This is a genomic window from Halogranum rubrum (assembly GCF_900114455.1).
In the GTDB taxonomy this organism is placed as follows: Archaea; Halobacteriota; Halobacteria; order Halobacteriales; family Haloferacaceae; genus Halogranum; species Halogranum rubrum.
Genome location: NZ_FOTC01000004.1, coordinates 160,390 through 182,544 on the forward strand (window position 1 = coordinate 160,390; position 22,155 = coordinate 182,544).

19 protein-coding genes are annotated in these 22,155 nt (G+C 58.7%); 12 read left to right on the plus strand and 7 right to left on the minus strand.

Annotated elements, in window-relative coordinates; genetic code table 11:
- Positions 1 to 45: 45 nt before the first annotated feature.
- The 8 genes from BM083_RS16715 (at position 46) to BM083_RS16745 (ending at position 7,821) form a co-directional block, all read left to right on the plus strand.
- Positions 46 to 270, plus strand: coding sequence for a hypothetical protein (locus tag BM083_RS16715; RefSeq protein WP_089870789.1), 225 nt, complete (start codon positions 46 to 48; stop codon positions 268 to 270).
- Between the two features lie 279 nt (positions 271 to 549).
- Positions 550 to 2,301 (plus strand): ABC transporter substrate-binding protein, encoded by a 1,752-nt coding sequence (locus BM083_RS16720; RefSeq protein WP_089870791.1) that lies wholly within the window; start codon positions 550 to 552, stop codon positions 2,299 to 2,301.
- A gap of 67 nt (positions 2,302 to 2,368) precedes the next feature.
- Positions 2,369 to 3,388 carry an ABC transporter permease gene (locus BM083_RS16725; RefSeq protein ID WP_089870794.1) on the plus strand — a complete coding sequence of 340 codons (1,020 nt, stop codon included), beginning with the start codon at positions 2,369 to 2,371 and terminating at the stop codon, positions 3,386 to 3,388.
- Positions 3,381 to 4,385 (plus strand): ABC transporter permease, encoded by a 1,005-nt coding sequence (locus tag BM083_RS16730; RefSeq protein WP_089870797.1) that lies wholly within the window; start codon positions 3,381 to 3,383, stop codon positions 4,383 to 4,385. Before BM083_RS16725 ends, BM083_RS16730 begins: the two co-directional genes overlap by 8 nt.
- Positions 4,386 to 4,447: 62 nt before the next feature.
- Positions 4,448 to 5,494, plus strand: coding sequence for an ABC transporter ATP-binding protein (locus BM083_RS16735; protein WP_089870799.1), 1,047 nt, complete (start codon positions 4,448 to 4,450; stop codon positions 5,492 to 5,494).
- Positions 5,487 to 6,554, plus strand: coding sequence for an ABC transporter ATP-binding protein (locus BM083_RS16740; protein WP_089870801.1), 1,068 nt, complete (start codon positions 5,487 to 5,489; stop codon positions 6,552 to 6,554). Before BM083_RS16735 ends, BM083_RS16740 begins: the two co-directional genes overlap by 8 nt.
- 124 nt (positions 6,555 to 6,678) lie before the next feature.
- Positions 6,679 to 6,909 carry a hypothetical protein gene (locus BM083_RS22910; protein WP_143085758.1) on the plus strand — a complete coding sequence of 77 codons (231 nt, stop codon included), beginning with the start codon at positions 6,679 to 6,681 and terminating at the stop codon, positions 6,907 to 6,909.
- A 114-nt stretch (positions 6,910 to 7,023) separates the two neighbouring features.
- Positions 7,024 to 7,821: an SDR family NAD(P)-dependent oxidoreductase gene (locus tag BM083_RS16745; RefSeq protein ID WP_089870803.1), complete on the plus strand. Its 798-nt coding sequence runs from the start codon at positions 7,024 to 7,026 to the stop codon at positions 7,819 to 7,821.
- A gap of 96 nt (positions 7,822 to 7,917) precedes the next feature.
- Here BM083_RS16745 and BM083_RS16750 read toward each other — a convergent pair whose 3' ends face one another.
- From BM083_RS16750 to BM083_RS16770, 5 genes are all read right to left on the minus strand, one after another.
- The gene (locus BM083_RS16750) at positions 7,918 to 8,937 is read right to left on the minus strand and encodes a TIGR03560 family F420-dependent LLM class oxidoreductase (protein WP_089870805.1); all 1,020 of its coding nucleotides are present in this window, start codon (positions 8,935 to 8,937) and stop codon (positions 7,918 to 7,920) included.
- Between the two features lie 2 nt (positions 8,938 to 8,939).
- Positions 8,940 to 10,145 (minus strand): L-rhamnonate dehydratase, encoded by a 1,206-nt coding sequence (gene rhcD, locus BM083_RS16755; protein WP_089870807.1) that lies wholly within the window; start codon positions 10,143 to 10,145, stop codon positions 8,940 to 8,942.
- Between the two features lie 89 nt (positions 10,146 to 10,234).
- Positions 10,235 to 10,537, minus strand: coding sequence for an L-rhamnose mutarotase (locus BM083_RS16760; RefSeq protein WP_089870809.1), 303 nt, complete (start codon positions 10,535 to 10,537; stop codon positions 10,235 to 10,237).
- A gap of 257 nt (positions 10,538 to 10,794) precedes the next feature.
- The gene (locus BM083_RS16765) at positions 10,795 to 11,640 is read right to left on the minus strand and encodes a fumarylacetoacetate hydrolase family protein (RefSeq protein WP_089870811.1); all 846 of its coding nucleotides are present in this window, start codon (positions 11,638 to 11,640) and stop codon (positions 10,795 to 10,797) included.
- A gap of 174 nt (positions 11,641 to 11,814) precedes the next feature.
- The gene (locus BM083_RS16770; protein WP_089870957.1) at positions 11,815 to 12,576 is read right to left on the minus strand and encodes an IclR family transcriptional regulator; all 762 of its coding nucleotides are present in this window, start codon (positions 12,574 to 12,576) and stop codon (positions 11,815 to 11,817) included.
- Between the two features lie 190 nt (positions 12,577 to 12,766).
- Between BM083_RS16770 and BM083_RS16775 the strand changes: the two genes are divergently transcribed.
- Together BM083_RS16775 and BM083_RS16780 are read left to right on the plus strand one after the other, a co-directional pair.
- Positions 12,767 to 14,170: a glycoside hydrolase family 28 protein gene (locus tag BM083_RS16775; protein WP_089870813.1), complete on the plus strand. Its 1,404-nt coding sequence runs from the start codon at positions 12,767 to 12,769 to the stop codon at positions 14,168 to 14,170.
- A gap of 120 nt (positions 14,171 to 14,290) precedes the next feature.
- Positions 14,291 to 15,691 (plus strand): nickel pincer cofactor-dependent isomerase, group 22, encoded by a 1,401-nt coding sequence (locus tag BM083_RS16780; protein WP_245756921.1) that lies wholly within the window; start codon positions 14,291 to 14,293, stop codon positions 15,689 to 15,691.
- A 66-nt stretch (positions 15,692 to 15,757) separates the two neighbouring features.
- Here the strand turns inward: BM083_RS16780 and BM083_RS16785 are convergent, their stop codons facing one another.
- Positions 15,758 to 16,906, minus strand: a complete 1,149-nt coding sequence (locus BM083_RS16785) for a Gfo/Idh/MocA family protein (RefSeq protein ID WP_089870815.1) — start codon at positions 16,904 to 16,906, stop codon at positions 15,758 to 15,760.
- A 176-nt stretch (positions 16,907 to 17,082) separates the two neighbouring features.
- Between BM083_RS16785 and BM083_RS16790 the strand changes: the two genes are divergently transcribed.
- Complete coding sequence (locus tag BM083_RS16790; protein WP_089870817.1) at positions 17,083 to 18,189, plus strand: Gfo/Idh/MocA family protein; 1,107 nt, start codon at positions 17,083 to 17,085, stop codon at positions 18,187 to 18,189.
- Between the two features lie 162 nt (positions 18,190 to 18,351).
- Positions 18,352 to 19,119, plus strand: a complete 768-nt coding sequence (locus BM083_RS16795) for an IclR family transcriptional regulator (protein ID WP_089870819.1) — start codon at positions 18,352 to 18,354, stop codon at positions 19,117 to 19,119.
- Between the two features lie 1,403 nt (positions 19,120 to 20,522).
- On the opposite strand, the gene BM083_RS16800 is transcribed toward BM083_RS16795, so the two are convergent.
- Positions 20,523 to 21,785, minus strand: a complete 1,263-nt coding sequence (locus BM083_RS16800) for a Cdc6/Cdc18 family protein (RefSeq protein WP_089870821.1) — start codon at positions 21,783 to 21,785, stop codon at positions 20,523 to 20,525.
- Positions 21,786 to 22,155: the final 370 nt, after the last annotated feature.

The following is a 22,155-nucleotide window of genomic DNA, read 5'->3' on the forward strand; positions in this document are numbered from 1 at the left end:
CTCGCCGGTCGCACCTTTGATAACCACCCGCGATGAAAGAGAGCTATGACCGAGACGCAATTCGTCGACCTGCTGTGTGAGTATCGAACGAAGTTCCGCCTCTTGGCGATGGTCTCGACGCTCTCGATTCTCGTCCTCTCGGCCTCGCTTTTCTACGTCGAGTCCGGCACCGCGACGTACGTGATTGCGGTCGTCCAGATAGTCACGTTCGCTGCGATACTGCTGCTCTCGGGAGGACTCATCGTCGTGTGCGAACGCCGGAGCGTATGAGTCGGTCGGCTTCTCCGAACCCGTAATCAACTCGCTGCCATCACGTTCAACCGTCGGGTTGCGTTTGATTCACCACTTCGTAGCAGTATTGGGCGACAGTAGACGTCGGATCAGAGTTTTTCTTGCACGAACGGTCACAATCCGTATAAACAATAAGTATATATACAATGAGTGATACCATTTGGCATAGCGGCTATGAGCTATGACAGTGAACGCTGGAACCGGCGCGCCTTCTTAGGAACCGGTGCCAGCGTCGTAACAGCAGGACTCGCAGGGTGTATGGGTGGAAACAGTTCCGACGGTGGGGCTGGGAACGGCTCCGGAAACGGTTCTGGTGGCGGCGGCGGGGGAGGTGGCAGCGGAGGCGAAGAACGACTGGACTTCGTCGGCGGTCGGCCGCCGACACAGATACAGTTCAACAAGTGGAACCTCGCCAACTTCGGTCACTCGTTCAGTACCTACTTCTGGACCCCGGTTGCGACGGCGTACTCCGACGGGACCATCAGTTCGGACTTCTTGGAAGACATCTCTATCGACGGCAAGGAGATGACGCTGACGTTCCCGACGGGATGGACCTACTGGAACGGGCGGGACGTGACCGCCGAGGACTACTACGTCGGGTCGGAAATCGACCGTCTGCAGGACCCAGAGGCGTCGAACTACGCCGGCCACGAACTAGTCGACGACCGGACCATCAAACGGACGTTCAAGGGTGCAGTGACGCCGACGCTGATGAAAGCCAGTCTCGTCGGCACCGCCGTCAACACGCCGCGGTGGATCTTCCGCGACTACCTCACCCGATACGAAGAGGCGTCGGGGGCAGACGATCGCGACGCGGTCACTCAGGAGCTCCTGAAGATGACCATCTCGACGGACCAGTTCATCGACGAGGGGCTGGGGAACGGACTGTACAAGATCACGCAGTACAACTCCGCGGAGACGATCACCGAGAAGTACGAAGACCACCCGTACGCCGACCGAACGGACGTCGCCGAGACGCGAATCGTCCCCGTCGGCGACAACACGGATTCGCTCGCGACGAGCGACAAGTTGGACATGGCCCTCTTCGGCTACATCAAGGAGCCGGAGCGGTACCCCGACAACATCAAAAACCAGTTCGAGCTGAACTGGTTCCGCACACAGAAGTTCATCCTCAACTGGAACAACGAACATCTCGCGAACAGGAACGTTCGTCGTGCGGTCATCAGTGCTATCAGTCTCAACGATATCACCGACTCCGCCGTCCGAGCGGCGTACACCGCGGAACCGACGCAGGTGCAGACGGGACTCCGCTCGTCGATTCACGACGAGTTCCTCGGTCAGGAGTTCGTCGACAGCCTCATCAAGTACCCCGTCGACGCCGACACCGACACCGCCGCCCAGTACATGGAACAGGCGGGATACTCGAAGCAGGGCGGGACGTGGACCAGTTCCGACGGGAAGAAGGTCAACCTGAACATCCTCACGCGGACCAACATCGGACAGGCCCAACCGACCAAGATTCTCAGCGACCAGCTGAATCAGTTCGGAATCGAGACGTCGCTGAACGCGGTCGGCGACAACTACTACACGAAGCTCCAAGAGTACGAGTTCGACCTCGGGTGGGTCTGGCACGTCGCGAAGGCGCTGTGGCATCCGACGGCGTACTACTCGAACGACTTCTACGGCGTGCTCGCGGGCGACCCCTCGTCCGGCGACGACGTCGGGCCGACGGGCGTGCCGTTCGAGACGACGATTCCCAGTCAGGTCGGCGCAGCGGAAGTCTCCGGAAGCGGGACGACCATCCAACCGGCGCAGTTGATGAACGACCTTCCCGCGTCGACGTCGAAAGAGCAGACGAAAAACCGGACGAAACAACTCGTCCAGTGGTTCAACTACGACCTTCCGGCCATCGTCTACATGCAGGAGAACAGCGGCTACTGGGGTGACGAGGCGAACTTCGACTTCCCGACGGGAGAGGGAGACAGGAAAATCGACGCCAACAATCCGGGACAGCACGCTTGGATGCGCGGCTGGGTAAGCAAAAAGTAACAGATATAGATAGCAGTCCAATTTCAGTAATAGTTTTACAGTACCACAGAAAAGATTGTGTAAATCAATGGCAACACACTATTTGGTAAAACGGTTCGGGCAGGCGGTGTTGACGCTCGTCGCGACCGTCACGCTGTCGTTCTTCCTCTACCACGCGATGCCGGGGAGCCCTGCGGAGTCGCTCAAGAACGTCATCCTCTCGCAGGCCGCCACCGGCGGGACGACCGTCGACATCGAACGGCTGAACCAACTCGTCGCGCTGTACACGAACGTCCAGCCCGACCAGCCGCTGTACGTCCAGTTCTACCAGTACTTCAGTAGCATCATCCTCGAACAGGACCTCGGGACGTCCATCTACGAGAGCAAGCCAGTGACGACGCTCATCTTCGAGCGTATCCCCTGGTCGATGTTCATCAGCGTCTACGCGATGGTCATCGGTTACTCGCTCAGCATCCTCATCGGTGCCGTGATGGCGTTCAAAGAGAAGTCTCGGTTCGACTCGGTGAGTTCCAGCATCCTCATCGCACTCAACTCCATCCCCTACTACATCGTGGGGATCTTGCTCATCTACTTCCTCGCCATCCAGAACTCGTGGTTCCCCTACGGCGGGCGCGTCTCTTCGAGTGTCACGGCCGGGTTCAACATCCCGTTCATGCAGAGTATCGTCTACCACGCGGCGCTTCCCGTTCTCTCGATGAGCATGCTGGGACTCGGCGGTGCGCTCACCATGCGCGGGAACTCGGTCCGCATCCTCGGAGAGGACTACCTCCGAGTGGCGCAACTCCGCGGCCTCCGCGATTCACGAATCGCCACGCAGTACGTCGGTCGGAACGCCATCCTTCCGATGTACACCCAGTTCATGATCGGCATCGCCGGCATCTTCAGCAGCGCCGTCATCGTCGAGCAGATCTTCTCGTATCCCGGCGTCGGGTTACTGATGTACAGCGCCATCCAGACCCAAGACTACCCCCTACTGATGGGGTCGCTGATAATGTTCACGACGGTCACCGTCATCGCCATCTTCATCGCCGACATCACCTACGGTTTCGTCGACCCACGAATCTCCGCAGGAGGCGACAATGAGTAATCAAGAACCCGACGACAAAGTCGACCTCGAAGAGTTGTTCAACTCCAGCGGCGGACACGAACCGACCCCGCTAAAAGAGCGACTGAAGCGCACCGCCGACCTCACGCTCGTCGCACCCGCACGCGTCGCGCTGACCGACTGGCGTGCCGTCGTCGGGACGGTCATCCTGTTCGGGTTCTTCATCGCCGGCACCGTCGGCGTCATGCTCGTCGACCGGCCGACCAGCGGGGACGCGCCCATCCTCGCCCAACCGTTCGAGAACCCCAACTACATCCTCGGAACGGACACGTTCGGTCAGCCTATCGGCGCGCAACTCATCCACGCGACGCCCGACATGTTCAAGATGATCTTCGCCGGTGCCGTCGTCAGCGTCGGCCTCGCCGCGCTCGTCGGCCTCCTCTCGGGGTTCATGCGCGGGACGGCCGTCGACACGGTACTGATGTCCGTGACCGACGTCGTCATCACGATTCCCGGCCTGCCGTTGGTCATCGTCCTCATGGCGATTTTCGCGCCCGAGAACCCTTACATCGTCGGCGTGCTCCTCGGTCTCGACAACTGGCCGGGACTCGCGCGGACGGTGCGCTCGCAGGTACTCAGTATCCGCGAAGAGTCCTACGTCGAGGCGTCCCGCATCATGGGTCTCTCGACGGGGACGATTCTTCGTCGTGACCTCCTCGGGCAACTCATGCCGTACATCACCATCAACTCGGCACTGGCCTCCCGACGCATCATCTTCGAGTCCGTCGGGCTGTACTTCCTCGGAATCCTGCCCTTCACGACGTTCAACTGGGGCGTCCTGATGAACCTCGCGTACAAGGGCGGCGCCCTGACCCGTCCGGAGATGCTCCACTGGCTCGTCTTCCCGATGGTGACTATCTTCCTGATGTCGTTCGGCCTCGTGCTCTTCTCGCAGGGCATGGACAGCGTGTTCAACGTCCGACTCAGAGCGCGTCACGCGTCGACGACGAAGAACGACGGCGGCGCGGGGGACGCGTGAGAACAAATGACGATGACGATACTACTATCTACGACCGTCCGAATGGACAGCTTAGGTGACCGATGAGTACTTCAGACAGAATATTCGAGGTTCGTAACCTCGACGTGTCGTTCGAGTTGAACCGCGGGGCGTCTCGCGTCGTCCGTGACGTCGATATGGACATCTATCGAGAAGAGACGCTCGGTATCGTCGGCGAGAGCGGCAGCGGGAAGTCGATGCTCGCGTCGTCGCTTCTCAACGCCGTCGTCGAACCCGGTATCTGTAGCGGTGAGGTGACGTACTACCCGCGGAACGGCGAACCGGTCTCCGTCTTAGAGCTCTCCGAGGCCGAACTGAAGCGGTTCCGCTGGGAACAGGTCGCGATGGTGTTCCAGGGGGCGATGAGTTCGTTCAACCCCGTGATGCGAGTTCGGACGCACTTCAGAGAGACGCTCCAGGACCACAACCGCGACATTCCGGCGGGGATGGACCGTGCCCGTAGCCTGCTCGAGAGCGTCTATCTCGACCCGGACCGCGTGCTCAGCGCGTACCCGCACGAACTCTCCGGCGGGATGAAGCAGCGGGCGCTCATCGCGCTCAGTCTCATCCTCGAACCGGAGGTGCTCGTGATGGACGAACCGACCGCCGCGCTGGACTTGCTGATGCAGCGGTCCATCGTGTCGCTGCTGGACGAACTCCAGGCGGAACACGACCTGACGATTATCTTCATCACCCACGACCTGCCGTTGCTGACGAAAATCGCCGACCGTCTCACCGTGATGTACGCGTTCGGGCTCATCGAGAGCGGGACGGTCGACGAGATTCTCTACAACTCGTCGCACCCGTACACGCGCGCGCTGCTCGCGGCGACGCCGGACCTGGACGTTCCGGTCGACGAGATGCACGCCATCGAGGGGTCGAAACCGGACCCGGTCGACCGCATCTCGGGCTGTTCGTACCACCCGCGATGTCCGATGGCGGATATGCACTGCGAGAACAACGACCCGCCGATGGAACAGATCAGCTCGACGCACAGGGCGGCGTGTTTCTACCACGAGGAAGCAGCGGAGGCGATTCCCCTGCGTGGCGACGGCAACAACCCGAAGCAGAAAGGAGCGGTTCATGAGTAGCAGCGACTCCGTCGTCTCGCTAGAAGACGTCACGGTCGAGTTCGGCAACGACGGTGGCGTGTTCGATTTCTTCGGCGAGTCGAATCCCGTCCGAGCGGTCAACGACGTCTCGCTCGATATTGGCGAGCGCGAAATCGTGACGCTCATCGGTGAATCGGGCTGTGGAAAGTCGACGCTGGGGAAAACGGCTATCGGTGTGCAGAAACCGACGTCGGGGTCGGTGAAGTACCGTGGGCAGGACATCTGGGAGGCGCGCAACAACGGAAAGAACGCCTCCATTTCGTTCTCGGAGATTCGCCACGCGTTGCAGATCATCCACCAAGACCCCGGAAGCGCGTTGAACCCGAACCAGCGGGTCATCACGTCGCTGTCGCTGCCGTTGAAGAAGTGGAACCCGGACATGAGCCGAGAGCGCCGCGAAGAGCGCATCTACGCGCTGTTCGAACGCGTCGGCATGACGCCGCCCGGCGACTTCCTCAACCGATATCCGCACCAGCTATCGGGCGGAGAGAAACAGCGGGCAGTGCTGGTCCGAGCGATGCTCCTGAATCCGGACCTCATCTTGGCCGACGAAGCTATCAGCGCACTCGACGTGTCGCTGCGCGTCGAGATGATGGACCTGATGTTGGAACTGCAGGACATCTTCGACACGTCGTATCTGTTCATCAGTCACGACCTCTCGAACGCGCGGTACATCGCCGAGAAATCCGGCGGACGCATCGCGGTGATGTATCTGGGCGAAATCGTCGAAATCGGGACCGTCGACGAGATTATCGACAACGCCCAACATCCCTACACGAAGGCGCTTCGGTGGGCGACGCCGAATCTCTTCGACGACAGGGACGACAGCGACGAGTTCCCGATTCGAGAGATCGACGTGCCGGACCCGACCGACCTGCCGAGCGGTTGTAACTTCCACCCCCGATGTCCGGAGGCGCGCGAAGTCTGTCAGCGCGAACATCCGGGCGTGTTCCAATCGGAGACGGGCGGCCACCAGTGCCGGTGTTTCCGCGCGGACGACAGCCACGAGTACTGGAACAGTTCACCTCTCTACGACTGACCTCCCGAAACCGTCTGTCCCTTTCGTCGTATCGTAGAAAACACGGCCGTAGCGCCCGCTTCGAGAGCGTCGAGAGTCGCGGGAGGCGCAATAATTATATACGGTGTGTCCGCATATCACGAGTATGGCGAGTGTGACTCAATCACAATCAGAGTCGAGTGGCAGAGCCGTCTCGATTCCGCAGAGCATGCTGTTTTGGACGTGTATCGTGCTGTCCGTCGTCCTGTTTCTGCTCGGGATGTTCGTCTTCACGGGGCCGATGTCCGGCATCGCCGGCGTCTGGGCGGCGAGTCTGTTCGTCGGAGCCATCCTCGGTTACCTCGGCTACCTCGTGTGGTACCGCTTCGAGGCGTGAACGCGACTCGCCAATCGCAGACGGCTCACTTCGACGGCTGACAAGAGCGGAGTACGGCAATCGACAGCACAGTTTCTCCAGTACGTACAAGTAGTGCTCACCCGCAGTGGGAGTATGGGAACAGCGAGCTACTCGTTTACTGACGAGACGGTCATCGTCACCGGCGGCAGTTCGGGTATCGGTCGAGCGGTCGCACGCAGATTCGGCGAGGCAGGGGCGAACGTCGTCGTCGCCGACATCAGAGAGACGCCGAAAGGAGAGGGTGAGTCAGACGAACAGCTACCGACACACCTTCGCATCCGTCGCGCGGGCGGGACGGCTTCGTTCGTGCAGACGGACGTCAGCGACCCGGACGAACTCACCGCCGTCGTGGAAGCCGCGCGCGAGTTCGGCGGCGTCGACGTGATGGTCAACAACGCAGGGGCCTACCGCGGCGCACCGCTGCTCGATACCGACGCGGAGACGCTCGATGCACTCTACGGAATCAACGTCAGGAGCGTACTCGTCGGGACTCGTGCGGCCGCACGCGACATGCTGGAGCGAGACGCGACCGGAACGATACTCAACACCGCCTCGATCAGTTCGCAACTCGCACAGCCGAATCACGCGGCGTACGACGCGACGAAAGGAGCGGTGATGATGTTGACACGAGTCGCCGCACTCGAACTCGCACAGCGCGGGATTCGCGTCAACGCCGTCGCACCGGGCACGATCGACACGCGAATCAGCGACGGAGACGGCGGAGACAGTTCCTTGAGTGGCGCAGCAGTCGACCTCGGCAAGGACATCCCGATGGGTCGTCAGGGCGACCCCGAAGAACTCGCCGGGAGCTACCTCTATCTCGCCAGTGACGACGCGTCGTACGTGACGGGACATCTCCTCTACGTCGACGGCGGATACACGATACTGTAAGCTGTCGAGTGAGCAGTAGCGCGAGACGAGAACGCGAAAATCCGAGCGAAACGAAAAGTAAGACAGCAGTGTTGGTTGACGGTGACGGGGATGTGGTTAGAACTGAGACATCACCTCGTCGGCGAACAGTTCCATCCCGCTCGTGTCGGGGAAGTCGACGAACCAACACTGGAACTTCGTGACACCGACCTCGATTCTGCGCTCGATGGCTTCGGCGCACTCCTCGGGCGTCCCCATGACGAAGAACTCTCTTGCGTCGGCTTCCGTCTCGATAGGCGCTTGGTCCTGATACTCCTCTTCGAACTGGATGGGAGTCATCAAGTCGAGCAGTCGGTCGTACTTCTCCTCGTCGCGAGTGCAGATGACGTGGCCGTCCCACGAGTACTCGATGTCGTCCGGGTCGCGCCCGACCGTCTCACAGTGGTCTTCGATGACGCCGATCTTGTGTTCGAGCGTCTCGACGTCGCCGTTGAACACGTCCGTGTTCCAGATGTCGGCGTGTTTGGCGACCAGTTTGAGCGTGACCTCTTCGCCTTGCCCGCCGACGAGGACCGGCGGATGCGGGTCCTGTACCGGTTTCGGCTCGCAGTAGGCGTCGGCAATCTGGTAGTGCTTCCCGTCGAACGTCGGTTCGTCGGCGGTCCACATCTCCTTCATCAGCCGGATGCCCTCGTCGAGTCGCATGAGTCGCTCGAAGCCGTCACGCCACTCCCAACCGTAGGCTTCGTACTCGGGTTTGTGCCACCCGGCACCGAGTCCGAGTTCGAGTCGGCCGTCGGAGACGACGTCGAGCGTCGCCGCCATCTTGGCGACGAGCGCGGGATTGCGGTAGTCGTTCGAGAGGACGAGCGATCCGAGACGGATGTCTTCGGTCATACCGGCGAGTGCACTGAGCAGCGTCCACACCTCGTACTCGGCGTGGTCGCGTCCGAGCAAGAGGTGGTCCGGTGCCCACGCGGCGTCGAAGCCGAGTTCCTCGGCTTTCAGAACCCCGTCTCTGGTCGTCTCCCAGTCCAACGACTCGTAACACGGGGTATCCCGGTGAGTGGGTTCGGTCCCCTGTTTCGGTGCACCTGCGAAGACGGGCACGTTGTACTCGAAACTAATATCGGACATCGTCACTCGATTGCGAAGTGTTCGAGTGCCTCACGGTTCAGCTGCGTGCTGACGCCGGGTTCGTCGGGGAGCGGAATCGACCCGTTCTTGGGAGACGGTGGATTCTCGAAAATCGCGTCTGCGTAGGTCGACTCCCGTTTCTCCTGTCTCTCCTCGAACCACTCGGGGGTCGGGAAGTATTCTGCCATCGGCATATTTGTGTGCCCGGCGATGGCGTGGAGTGTCGGGTTCGTACCGGCGTGGGGAATCACGGGCACGTCGTGGACTTCGGCCATGTCTGCGACCTTCTGAAGTTCGGTGATTCCGCCGACACGGCCCACGTCGGGCTGGAGAATGTCGACGGCGCCCTCCTCGAGGAGGTCCTCGTGACCCCAGCGAGTGAACTCGTGCTCGCCACCAGAGATGGGCATCGGTGCAGCCTCGCGAACCTCGGCGTACCCGGAGATGTCGTCGGCGATGACTGGCTCTTCGACCCACGCCATGTCGTACTTCCCGAGTCGCTGGGTCATCTCTTTGGCGTACTTTACCGACCAGCCCATGTAGGCGTCACCGGCAATCTCGATCTCGTCGCCGACGGCGTCGCGGACCGTCGCGACGATCTCCTCGTTCTTCTTCATCCCCGCCCGTCCGTCCTCGGGACCGTGGAGGAAGCGGAGTTTCATGGCGTCGAACCCCTCCTCGACGTACTGGATAGCCTCGCGTTCGAGTTTCTCCATGTCGACGGGGTGGAGGTTCGACGCGTACGCGGGAATCTCGTCTTTGGTGGGGCCGCCGAGCAGTTCGTACACCGGCTTTCCGGCGTCTTTGCCAGCGATGTCCCACAACGCCTGGTCGACCGCGCTAATCGCCATGACGGCGACACCCTTCCGGCCGAACGGGAGCGTCGCACGGTACATCTGCTCCCAGAGGAGTTCACGCTGCGTGGGGTCTTTGCCGATCACGATCTTCGACAGCGTCTCTTCGACGACAGTGGCGATCGCACCGGTGCCCCAGTTGCCGACGCCGATACCGGTGATACCGGCGTCGGTTTTCACTTCGACGACGACGTCGCCGACTGGACCCATCCACTTACGACGGGCCTGCGGGTTCTCGCCGTCGACGTTGCGGTACTCGTCGTACTTCGACATGATTGTGACGAGAGGGAACTCGATGAACTCTCCCCACGACTCATTGCTGATTTTCGTCGCTGAGACGTCTGTGATTTCCATGGTAGGTAATCGCTGTTAGCGTAGTGTGGTGTGGGTTCAACACCCACATAAGTGTTTATCCAAGTCGTGCCGTGTCGTGGACGTCGGGACTACACCATCCGGTACACTTCGTCCATCCAGATGTCGTCGTCGTCGACGAGAATCGGGTCCATGACCACTTCCCACTCGGACTGTGCGTCGCTCGCTTCCATGACGGCGCGAATCGCATCGGGGTCTTCGACTTCCATGAACCCGAAGACGTGGCCGTCTTTCTCGAAGACGCTGTAGGTTTCGAGTCCGGCGTCGGAGTCGAGATACGCTCGCTCCAACGCCTCGGGAACGGCTTCGTGGTGTTCTCGATACGCGTCGCGCTGTCCGTCGGCTATCCGGTGATGAAAGGCGATTCGTGCCACAGTTCGTACTCGAAGTGCGGATAGATAATCATTTGCCACACCGGCCGCTCACCGACGACTCTGGACGACTCTGGACGACTCTGGACGATTCACGAGAGTGAGAGTGAGAGTGAGAGACTCACGACACAAGGGGAGAGACGTCTGACATCGAACGCCCACATCGTTCGGTGTCTGTCGGGGTGGTCGACCTCTACGGCAGACACCCACTCGCCAACTGTCGAGACGGACACGCTGGGAGTGCCGACTGGACGAACAGCCTACTTCGAGACGACCGGGTTGGTGAGCGTCCCGATAGCCTCGATTTCGGCCTCGCACACGTCGCCGGGTTCGAGAAGGTCGACCGGTTCGCGGAAGATACCGACGCCGCCGGGCGTACCGGTGGAGATGACGTCACCCGGTTCGAGCGTCATCGACTTGCTGATGTACGAGAGGAGGTCCTGCACATCGAAGATGAACTGGTGCGTGTTCGACGACTGCTTGACCTCGTCGTTGACGCGGAGTTCGACGTCGAGAGAGTTGGGGTCGATGTCGTCGCCGGCGACGAGCGTCGGTCCCATCGGCGAGAACGTGTCGTAGCTCTTCCCACGGAAGTACTGACCGTCGGAGAACTGCGCTGCACGGCCGCTCACGTCGTTCAAGACGGTGTAGCCCGCGACGTGGTCGTCGACTTCCTCCGGTTCGATGTCCTTCGCCGTGCGCCCGACCACGACGCCGAGTTCGACCTCGTAATCGACTTCCTCGTCGTTTCCGGGGTGGACGATCGGGTTTCCGGGGTTGGTGACCGTCGTCGACGCCTTCGAGAACAGTATCGGATTCTCGGGGATTTCTTCGTCCTGTTCTTCGGCGTGGTCGCGGTAGTTGAGTCCGGCACAGATGATCTTGCCCGGATCCGGTACCGGTGCCAGAAGCGAGACGTCGTCGACTGCGAGTTGCGTGAGACTGCCGTGCTCGACGAGGGTCGCGACCTTCGACAGATAGCTGGGGTTCGTGAGGTCTTCGACGGACGGTTCACCCTGTGGGAGGCCCGCCAAGGAGTGAATCGTCTCGTCGGTCTGTACTCCCCACGCTGTGCTGTCTCCGCTATTGTAGCGTACGAACTGCATCAACAGAACCAGTTTCGCCCGTTCACTTAAATCTTGAGTCCGAGTCAGTTCGTGCTCGACGAGAGCGCGGCGGTTCCTCGTGAGGGGAGTGGTACGTCGCCGCGAGACGGCTGGTACAGCCGTCGTCGGCCCGGTGAAACCGAACGACCGAGAGTTCGCTGTTGGGAGACCTCCTCACGAGTAGGTCATGTTGACTTCGATGACGTTGGCCGTCCTGAGGACGTGGTCGGGGATTTCGCTCTCGAACCGTTCACCCTGCATCCGACTCGCAGGACCCGAAACGCTGATTGCACCCAAGACTTCGTCGTCACGCAGAATCGGCGCTGCGACACATCGCATCCCTCTCACTCGTTCCTCTAAGTCTCGCGCGAACCCCTGACTGCGAATCTGCGCTAACTCCTCGAACAGTTCTTCCTCGTTGTCTACCGTGTGTTCCGTGACTGTCGGCATGCCGTGGCGGTCGAGGATGGCTCGGACTCGTTTCTCGGGGAAGTGTGCGAGGATCGCCTTTCCCATCGCCGTCGTATGAAGGTGAACACGATAGCCGTTGTAGGTGTCGAGTTGAACGGCGTTCGTCCCCTCGGCTTTGTAGAGAAACACTCCGCGTCCGTGTTCTTCGACCATGAGGTTCGAATGTTCGCCCGTCTGCTCGGCGAGTTTCCGAATCTCCGGTCGCGCGACGTTGTAAATCTTCATCTGCTGTCGAGCGTAGCCACCGAAGTCGAGAAACCTCGTTCCGGTTCGGTATCGTCCGTTCTCGTTGACCACTAACTCCAACTGTTCGAGCGTTCTGAGGTGGTCGTGAGCCGTGCTCTTCGGGATGCCGAGGTGGTTCGAAATCTCTGCTGCACCAGCCTCGTCTAGCTCTTGGAGCGCCTCTACGACGTCGAAGCTTACCCGCGTCGCCTTCACTGGAATCGTTGTCGAGTCTGTCATGGTCGTTCCCACAGTTAGACTGCTGCCGAGATTACTTAAATCTGTCCGATAATACCGGATGGGCAGCGAAACCAGCCGCCGGTCCGGTGGGAGGCGGTCACCGGTCCGGGTCGACGAAACGGAGACGCAGTGCGGACTGGTGATAGTCACTCCCGAACAGCTTTATCCAGACTGAGCCGAGAAGAGAGTCATGAGCCCACCGCAGCGAGAGCGCTCCGAACTGGTCGGAGACCTCGAAGAGACGTTTTACGACGGCGAGTTCGCGACAGTACCCGACCGTGAGTTCGACGCGGCGGAGTTTGGAGCAGAAGGCGACGGACACACTCGCTGTACCGAGTCGATTCAGGAGGCTATCGACGAGATAGCCGCCGCCGGAGGGGGAACCGTCACACTCTCCGACGGGACGTACCTCAGTGGTGCTCTCTTCTTGAACTCCGACGTCGAACTTCGAATCGCGGAGAGTGCGACACTCAAAGCGGTCACCGACGAGAGCGCATACCCCAGCCAACAGACTCGCGTAGCCGGAATCGAGATGGACTGGCCGGCCGCACTGCTCAACGTCTACGGCGAGACGAACGTTCGCATCACCGGCGATGGAACCATCGACGGCAACGGAGAGCACTGGTGGGAGAAGTTCGCCGACATGCGAAGCGAGTACGAAGCGCGTGGTTTGCGGTGGGCAGTCGACTACGACTGTGAACGGGTTCGTCCGGTCGTCGTCTACGATTCCACGGACGTACTGCTGGAAGGGTTCACCGTCGAGCGACAGGGGTTCTGGGCAGTGACGATGACCTACAGCGACCGTCTCCACGTCGACGGCGTCACCGTCCGTGGCAACGTCGGAGGGTACGGGCCGAGTACGGACGGAATCAACACGGACTCCTCACGCAACGTCCTCGTAGAGAACTGTGACATCGACGGGAACGACGACTGTCTCTGCATCAAAGCCGGTCGCGATGCCGACGGGTTACGCGTCGGAGAACCGACCGAGAACGTCGTCTATCGCAACTGTATCACTCGGGAAGGAGGTGGACTCGTGACGATTGGAAGCGAGACGGCAGGCGACGTGCGGAACGTCGACGTCTACAACATCCGCGGAGAGGGAACCAACACAGGGATTCGGTTCAAAGCTGCGAAAGTTCGTGGTGGCGTCGTCGAAGACGTCCGCTTTCGTAACCTCGAGATGGACGGTGTCCGAACGGTGTTCGAGTGGGAACTCGATTGGCACACGGACTACAGCTATCCGACGGTTCCGGACGGCGTCTCCGAAGACGAACGTCGACCCCACTGGGAGACACTGACGACGCCCGTCGAACCACCCGAGCGAGGGATACCCGAGTTTCGCAACGTGACCGTCGAACACGTCAGAGCGCGAGAGACGACAGACCGAGCGTGGGACGTCAACGGATACGAGGAGCGACCGATTCACGACGTTCGCTTCGAGGACGTCGCCATCGAAGCGCCCTCTGCGGGTGAGATACGTCACGCCGAGAACTGGACGATGGAGAACGTCACAGTACGGGTCGAAGATGGGGCCCAAGTAGAGTTGACCGACTGCCAGAACGTGCAACTGCCCGAGATAGAGCGTATGTGAACGGCAGCAGATCCGGTGTGGAGAGTCGACTGGAGAGTACGGAAACGTGGCAGCGCCACAACCAGTCCACGAGGGTAGCGTCGGGGGCAAATTTATACCGGAACCTGAAGAGCCTACACTATGGACCTCAACGAGACTCGAGATACGCTCGTCGTCCCGGAAGCGTCGATACGTGATGCCTGTGGGGAGACGCCGCTTCCCGACTTCGGCGTCATTGAGCAGGTGTGGGAGACAGACCCGATTCCTCGCGACGAGATAGCCGACCGCGCCGGCGACGCCTTCGGCACGCTCCCACTCGACGACGTCCCTGCGGGTGGGGAAATCGCTCTCGGCGTCGGGAGTCGCGGTATCGGCAACCTCGAACAGATCGTTGCCGGTGTCGTCGCAGAAGCGAAATCACGTGGATACGAGCCGTTCATTTTTCCGGCGATGGGAAGTCACGGCGGAGCGACGGACGAGGGACAGCGCGAGATGTTGGCCGACCTCGGCGTCGACGAGTCGACAGTCGGCTGTGAGATTCGGTCCAGTATGGAGGTCGTCGAAGTCGGTCGAACGGCCGACCGAGACGTGCCAGTCGTCGCCGACGCCAACGCCGTCGAAGCCGACGCCATCGTCCCGATCAACCGTATCAAACCTCACACGGACTTCGACGGGACCGTCGAGAGCGGTCTCTCGAAGATGCTCGTCATCGGGATGGGGAAGCAGCGCGGCGCGAAGATTGCCCACGACTGGGCCGTCAACTGGTCGCTCCGGAACATGATTCCCGAGATCACCGAGCAGCTACTCGCCGAACTCCCTGTCGTCGGCGGCGTGGCTATCCTCGAAGACCAACGCGACGAGACGGCGCTTCTCGAAGGCGTCCCGCCGGAGGGCTTTCTCGACCGCGAAGCCGAACTGCTCGAAACCGCCTACGACGTCATGCCGAAGCTCCCGTTCGAAGACATCGACGTACTCGTCCTCGACGCCCAAGGCAAAGAGATCAGCGGGCAGGGGATGGACACGAACGTCATCGGTCGACGCCCGTTCGCGATTCAGGAACCAGAGCCGGAGTCACCCGACATCAAACGAATATACACGCGGTCGCTGACCGAAACGACTCACGGAAACGCGATGGGGATGGGGTCGGCCGACTTCGTCCACGCGAGCCTCCTCGGAGAGATAGAGATGCCGACCACACTCATCAACGCCCTCACGGCGAGTACGACGAGAGGGGTTCGCATCCCGCCCGTCGTCGAGACGGACCGGGCAGGGATGATCGCGGCACTGTCGACGATCGGAATCGTCGGCACCGACGACGTCCGAGTACTCCGTGCGGCGGATACGATGCATCTCCAGCGACTGTACGCGTCGACGGCACTGGTCGAAGAAGCTCACGAGCGTGACGACCTTCGCGTCGTCGAAGAACCAACACCGATCGAATTCGAATCGGGTGACTTCGTGGCACCGTCACTACACACGGCAGACGAGCACGAAGACGAGACTCGAACTGACGAGAACGGTGGCGGATGCAGCGGACCGTAGACCGACGTCTGCCACATCTTCACCGCTTCAGTTCACTCGTTCCGACCGAGGGTCGTCACTGAATCGTCAGAGCTCTAGTTCGTCGAGCGTGACCCGTTTCCCTTCTTCCGAGGACCGATAGCTGGCCTCGGTGAGTTGGACACCGCGCGCACCGGAGGTGAAGTCCCACGGGAACGGCTCGTCTGCAACGACGTGACGGATGAATTTCTCCCACTGGAGTTTGAACGCGTTCTCGAACTCCTGGTTGTTCGGAACTCGTGTCCAGTCGTCGTAGAAGTCGTGTTCCTTCGGTGTGTCGGGGTTCCACTCGGGTTTCGGCGTGTTCGAGTGGTGCTGGGTCTTACAGTCGCGTAAGCCCGCGACAGCGGTTCCGTCCGTCCCGTCGACTTGGACCTCCAAGAGGTCGTCACGGTTGACGCGAACCGTCCACGAAGAGTTGAGTTGTGCAACGATGTCGTCTTCCAGTTCCACGATTGCATACGCCGCGTCGTCTGCAGTCGCGTCGTAGCGGTCACCGGACTCGTCGACTCGTTCGGGGATGTGGGTCTTCTGTAGACACTGTACCGATTGGATGCGGCCGAAGAGGTTCTCCAGGACGTAGCTCCAGTGTGAGAACATGTCGTCGATGATGCCGCCACCATCTTCTGCACGGTAGTTCCACGACGGTCGCTGTGCGGCTTGGACGTCCCCGGTGAACACCCAGTAACCGAACTCGACTCGAACGGAGAGAATCTCTCCGAAGAAGTCCTGGTCGATGAGTCGCTGCAGCTTCATCAAGCCAGGGAGCCAGAGTTTGTCCTGAACGATGCCGTGTTTGACGTCGCTCTGTCTAGCTGTCCGTGCGAGGTCACGTGCCGTCTCGAAGTCGCCTGCGAGCGGTTTCTCGCAGTAGACGTGCTTTCCGGCTTCGATCGCTTTCTTGACACCTTCGGGACGCCGTGTCGTTATCTGGGAGTCGAAGTAGATCTCGTCGTCGCCGTCGAGACACGTCTCTAAGTCCGGGTCTGCGCTCCAGCGCTCGACGCTGTACTCTTCGCTCAGTTCCCGGAGTTTGCGTTCGTTTCGACCGACGAGAAGCGGATTCGGCATCACCCGTTCGCCGCTGGGTAGTTTCACGCCGCCTTCGTCTCGTAGCGCGAGAATCGACCGGATGAGGTGTTGGTTCGTCCCCATCCGCCCGGTCACGCCGTTCATAATGATGCCTATCTCTTGCATGGGCTGCTCCGTTGCTCACAACTCTTGGTGGGGGCATAATAACTGTTTGGTCGGTCGAGCTGACGTCTCGAGTGTGAGTTCGGCTTCACGTTGGGGCTCCGGAGTACCCACGGTCGACGAGATAGATTCTTGCCGGTTACCGTACACATATATAGTGAATTGCTTGAATCCGAAGTATGGGAGTCAATATTGGATACGTCGGTATCGACCATCACCACCGTGACCCGTACTTCGCTGTGGCGAGTGAACTCGATGTAACCGTCACCGCGGTCTGCGAACCCGGACGGCAGGTCGACATCAGGAACATTTCCGCGATGGACGAGCGGCCAGACGAAGTGACAACAGAAGGGCAAGACGCCTCCGAACTCGTCGCTGGCGCATCGGTGTACGAAGATCCACACAACCTCGTCGCCGACGAGACTATCGACGTCGTTTGGATCACGTACCGAAGTGACGAGACACCGTCGATCATCGAAAGCGCCGTCGAGAACGGTGTTCACGTCATCAGTGAGAAACCGATCGGACGGACTGCCGCCGACCTCGAAGGGATTGCCGACCGAGCCAACGAGTTGGGAGTCACGGTCTCACCCACGATGTACTACCGGCGTAATCCCGTCGCGATGGAACTCCGGAACCGAGTTGCCGACGGATTTTTCGGCGACGTCTGGACGGTTGACGGCCGATTCAACGCGAGTCAACTCTCGTACCGAGACACCGACCACTACATCTACGACGCGGAGACGAGTCGCGGCGGCGCACTCCAGTGGGTCGGCCCCCACTGGGTCGACATGATGCCGTGGATTCTCGACGATCCGATCGCTCGGGTGAACGCCAGATTCCACGATGCGGACGAAGCAGACGTCGAAGCAGGGGCCGTTCTCCAGTTCGAGACACGTGACGGCACCCTCGGAACCTACCACACTGGGTACTATCTGAGTGACCGTGGAAAAGACACACATCTCGGTCTCTACGGAACGGATGCGCAGGCGCTGACACCGCTACATCACGACTCGCTTCAACACGAACCGACCGTTCCGCTCGACATGACGTCCGAAGACTCCGAGTGGACTGCTGCGCCGAAGCGAACGATCGAATTCGAGTTCACCTACGACCGGTTTCCTGCCTGGGGGGACTTCGTACAAGACTACTTCGAGGCATACTTCGACGGGTACGAAACCGGAGACGTGCCCGCTACAGTCGACGACGCTGTACAACTCCTCAGAGTGCTCGATGCAGCGTACGAGTCCGGCGAACGCGGTGAGTGGGTGGAAGTAGCACGCTGACTCCGAGTGTTCTGGTCGTTCGCGCTCTTCTTTCGTTCGCTACGTACTATCGCGCCGTTCTCTGCGCGGCAAAACACTCGGTAAGTCGAAACGTCGTGCCGGCCTGGACAGGTCTCGTTCGGCCATAGTGAACTTTATATGTGTAGAGGCGAGTTACGAGTCATGACAGCCGAGGACGACCCGAAGATGCTCAAGACGACTGCCACGTCGATTGCGGTCCTCGAGTACCTAGAAGAGACCCACGGTGCGAGAGTCTCCGAAATCGCAGAGAGCATGGGGCTACCCAAGAGCACCATACACGGCCATCTGACTACGTTGAAACACAAGCAGTTCGTCATCCAAGAGGGTGATTTCTACTCGCTCGGACCAGAGCTACTCAGATTAGGAAACAAGGTCCGAACACGTGACTCCGGGTACGTCTTGGCACGGAAGTTCACCGAGCAACTGTTCGAAGAGACCGGCCTCAGATCGATTTTTGCCGCCGAGATGGACGGCAAAGCCGTCTTTTTACACACGGCGTCGGGGAACAAGATGGGATGGGCACACGAGCAACTCGGAAACAGGTTGTATCTCCATAGCACCGCTGTGGGCAAGGCGATATTGGCCGAACTGCCGGAGCAGAGAGTAGACCAGATCATCGAGAAGTGGGGACTACCTGCGGAGACAGAGAGTACGATTACGACGCGTGAGGGTCTGTCTGCCGAGTTAGAGGAAGTGCGGAACCGTGGATATGCCGTCAACCGAGGTGAGAACTTCAGGGAACTCTACGCGATTGGCGACGCAGCGGCTCGGCGTCCGGGAGACGTAATTGGAGGCTTTAGCGTTACAGGGCCAGCACACGCTATCGTCGAAACGGGAAAAGAAGAGGAACTCGCACGGCAAGTGACAGACATCGTCAGGGAGTTCGAGTTAGAGCTGTCACTCGTGTAGCCGCATCAGACACGTCTCAACGTGAGAGGGTCGTTTTGTTATCTCGAACATTATATCGAAAAGTGTGGCGTTACATAGATAGAAGTGTAATGAAAATCGCGAATATCGTCGAACAACCCTATTCGGAGCGAATCACTATTCGAGATATGCGAATTATATATGTCGCGTCGGTCAGTGACTCTCTTCTCACTCAATTTCGTGTATGTTCTGCACTCGAACCGCTAGTTTCGGGTCAATTCATCGTCGCCTGTTCGTCGTGAGCGCTGAGACGCTGAGTGCGCGAACGTCGGTGCTACAGAGCAGAGACGAATTCGGTCCAGTCACGGTTGAATCGCCGGTGTTCGTCGGTTCGTCGTGCTCGTAGATGAGACACTCCACGTCGCGAGCGGCGGCAGACAACCCTGGATGTCCACGCTACCGTGGCCGATCTCACGGAGACCCCTCAAACAAGCTTACAGGTACTCCATATGAACCCTCTCGAGATTGGAGAGTAACTGTACAGTACGGTGTTCGTCTGCGCCAGTGGAAAGATGTACAACAAGAACTGTGACGAGTAGTTTCCAGAACGTTGTCTGGATCGTAGAGAGCGAGTGAATCGACTTCGTCTGAGAGACCATAGGAGAGTCTAGCGAGATTTCTGAGACACGAGTTCAAGTTTGGGTGTTTGTAAGGATATATCGAGAGAGTATCACTAGTACGACGAAGTGGGAGGGTCTTAAGAGGAATAGAACGAGTAGCACGAGGCTATCAAAAGAATACGAGAGAAAGCTAGAGGACCGATCGCGATAACTGATTGGATTCGAGAAGAGAAAGCAGACGTAAAGTCTCAGAGAAAGTGCGTACAGTTTAAGTAGGAATCCACGCTAAATTCCACGGCGAGAAACAAGACAGTGCTCTGGTATATTTCCCAACAATCGACAGTAGCGAACAGATAGATTCATTATTACACCGTAGAGTACATAGAACGCCCGAGAAAATAGTCACCACATCACGCACTGTGACTGACCAAGACGGGCATCACGACGGGAGGCGTCAGTTCGTCTGTCCACAACATCCTACTCCTCTCGTTTCCTGAGAATCAGTTGTGGAGACAGACCACACGACGGACGTCACGGACCTCGTCTACGACCCCTAGTTGTAAGTGTAACTCTTCAGTAATCGGCCTGTAGTCGTCGATATCAACAAAAGACCGGGTAAGCGAAGCAAAGCGAGGCTGTCGCTAGCTTCTCGGTGGCTCCCCACCGAATTGTAAGTGTATTCAGGTCTCTCAATCGTTATCGAGCGCTAATTCTGCCAGCGTGAGCGAGAAGACGAATTTTCGGAGTAAGAGTCGGTCGATAAACTACTGAGAGTCTTCTCGTAGAGAGGTCGAAACCTCACCAGGTTGTAAGTGTATATGCCTGTCAGAGGTCTAGTTCACTTTGAAATCCCGACTTCGAGGATTCCTCGTACTGAGATAGAAGCTGGTCTGTCGACGCCGGGAATCCAGCCTCTAGTTGGGCATCCTCTCGGAATGTGTCAAGTACGATACGTGGTTCGTCGACGAGCGAGTAGATGAACGTTCGGCCACCACGTCGACCGAGGTTCTTCTCGGAGGATTCGATCAATCCGAACATCTCCAGTGTGCTAATGTGATCACGGATTCGGCTTTCGGAGAGCGTATCGGTTCCGATCTTCTCACAGAGATTCTTGTATAGTGAATAGATGTGTTTGATCTTCGTGTCGGTTCCCTCGTCGAGGACTAAAAACGTAGTTGCCATCAACGTCAACTGCATCTGTGTCGTCAATCGTTCGGTGATGATATCGCGGGTGTTGGCACGGTCGACCTCACTCCGGGCGAGACGAACGTGTTCCTCGTCGACGAGTTCGGAATTCTCGTGACGAGCGATATCACCTGCAGTTTCGAGTAGATCGAGTGCCATTCGTGCATCACCGGTGTCTTGAGCAGTGTACGCAGCGCAGAGCGGAATGACATCGCTAGAGAGAACATCGGGTTTGAACGTCAGATCAGCGTAGTAGTTCAAAATAGTCTGCAGTTCGGTCGCATCGTACGGTGAGAACTGGATTTCTTTCTCACAGAGGGTACTCTTGACACGGCCAGAGAGGTTCTCTCGGAATTTGAAGTTGTTACTGATGCCGATGATTCCGACTTCGGCGTTCTCTAGTTCACCCATCGAGCGTGAACGGGGGAACTCGTACAGTAGTTGTTCGTCTTCACCAAGCTTGTCGATTTCGTCGAGAATAAGAATGACATCACCACCGATACGGTCGATTTCGGAGTAGATGACCGACCAAATCGTGTCAGGGTGTGTCCCCTGTTTGATCTCACGGCTCGGATGAAGTTTGTTTGCTACGTGCGAGATAACTTGGTAGGTCGATGTCCGTTTGTTACAGTTGACGTTGATGACAGTGAGACTCTGGTTTTGTGCACCTGCTTCGGCGTTTAGATACTCCATCATCTTCGTGGTCGTCGCTGTCTTGCCGACACCCGTCTGTCCATAGATAAACACGTTGGGAGGGCCAAACCCATCGAGTACGTCCTGCAGCGATGCAGCGTACTCTTCTATGATATCGTCCCGTTCGAGGATCTCCTCGGGAGTATACTCTTCCTTGAAGGGGTCTTTGTCCTTGAAGATTTGATTTGGACCTTTGAACGGGGATTCCATTTCACGCTGAACGTTACACTACGAGATAATAAACCCTCGGTTGAAAGTGTTCTAACTGTTGTAAGTGTTGTCGGCTGTTTATAACCCACCCCCCCTCCAGATTGTAAGTGTTCCACGTTTCTACGAGAGAGGTTGTCATTCTCTGGTAAACCTAGGTAGAGAGAACGTTCTTCTCCGATTGTTGTTGTTGTCGACTAACTAGTTACTAGTCATAACTATATTATATACCTTATGCTAAAGGAAATATAGGAAATGCTCTATTAGAGATAGGGCGTCTATAGCACGACTTTACACTTACAATCTGGCGTGTCTGACGGTAGTCGGCCTATATATTTATATACTCAATTCTACTAACCGACTGAGGCACCAT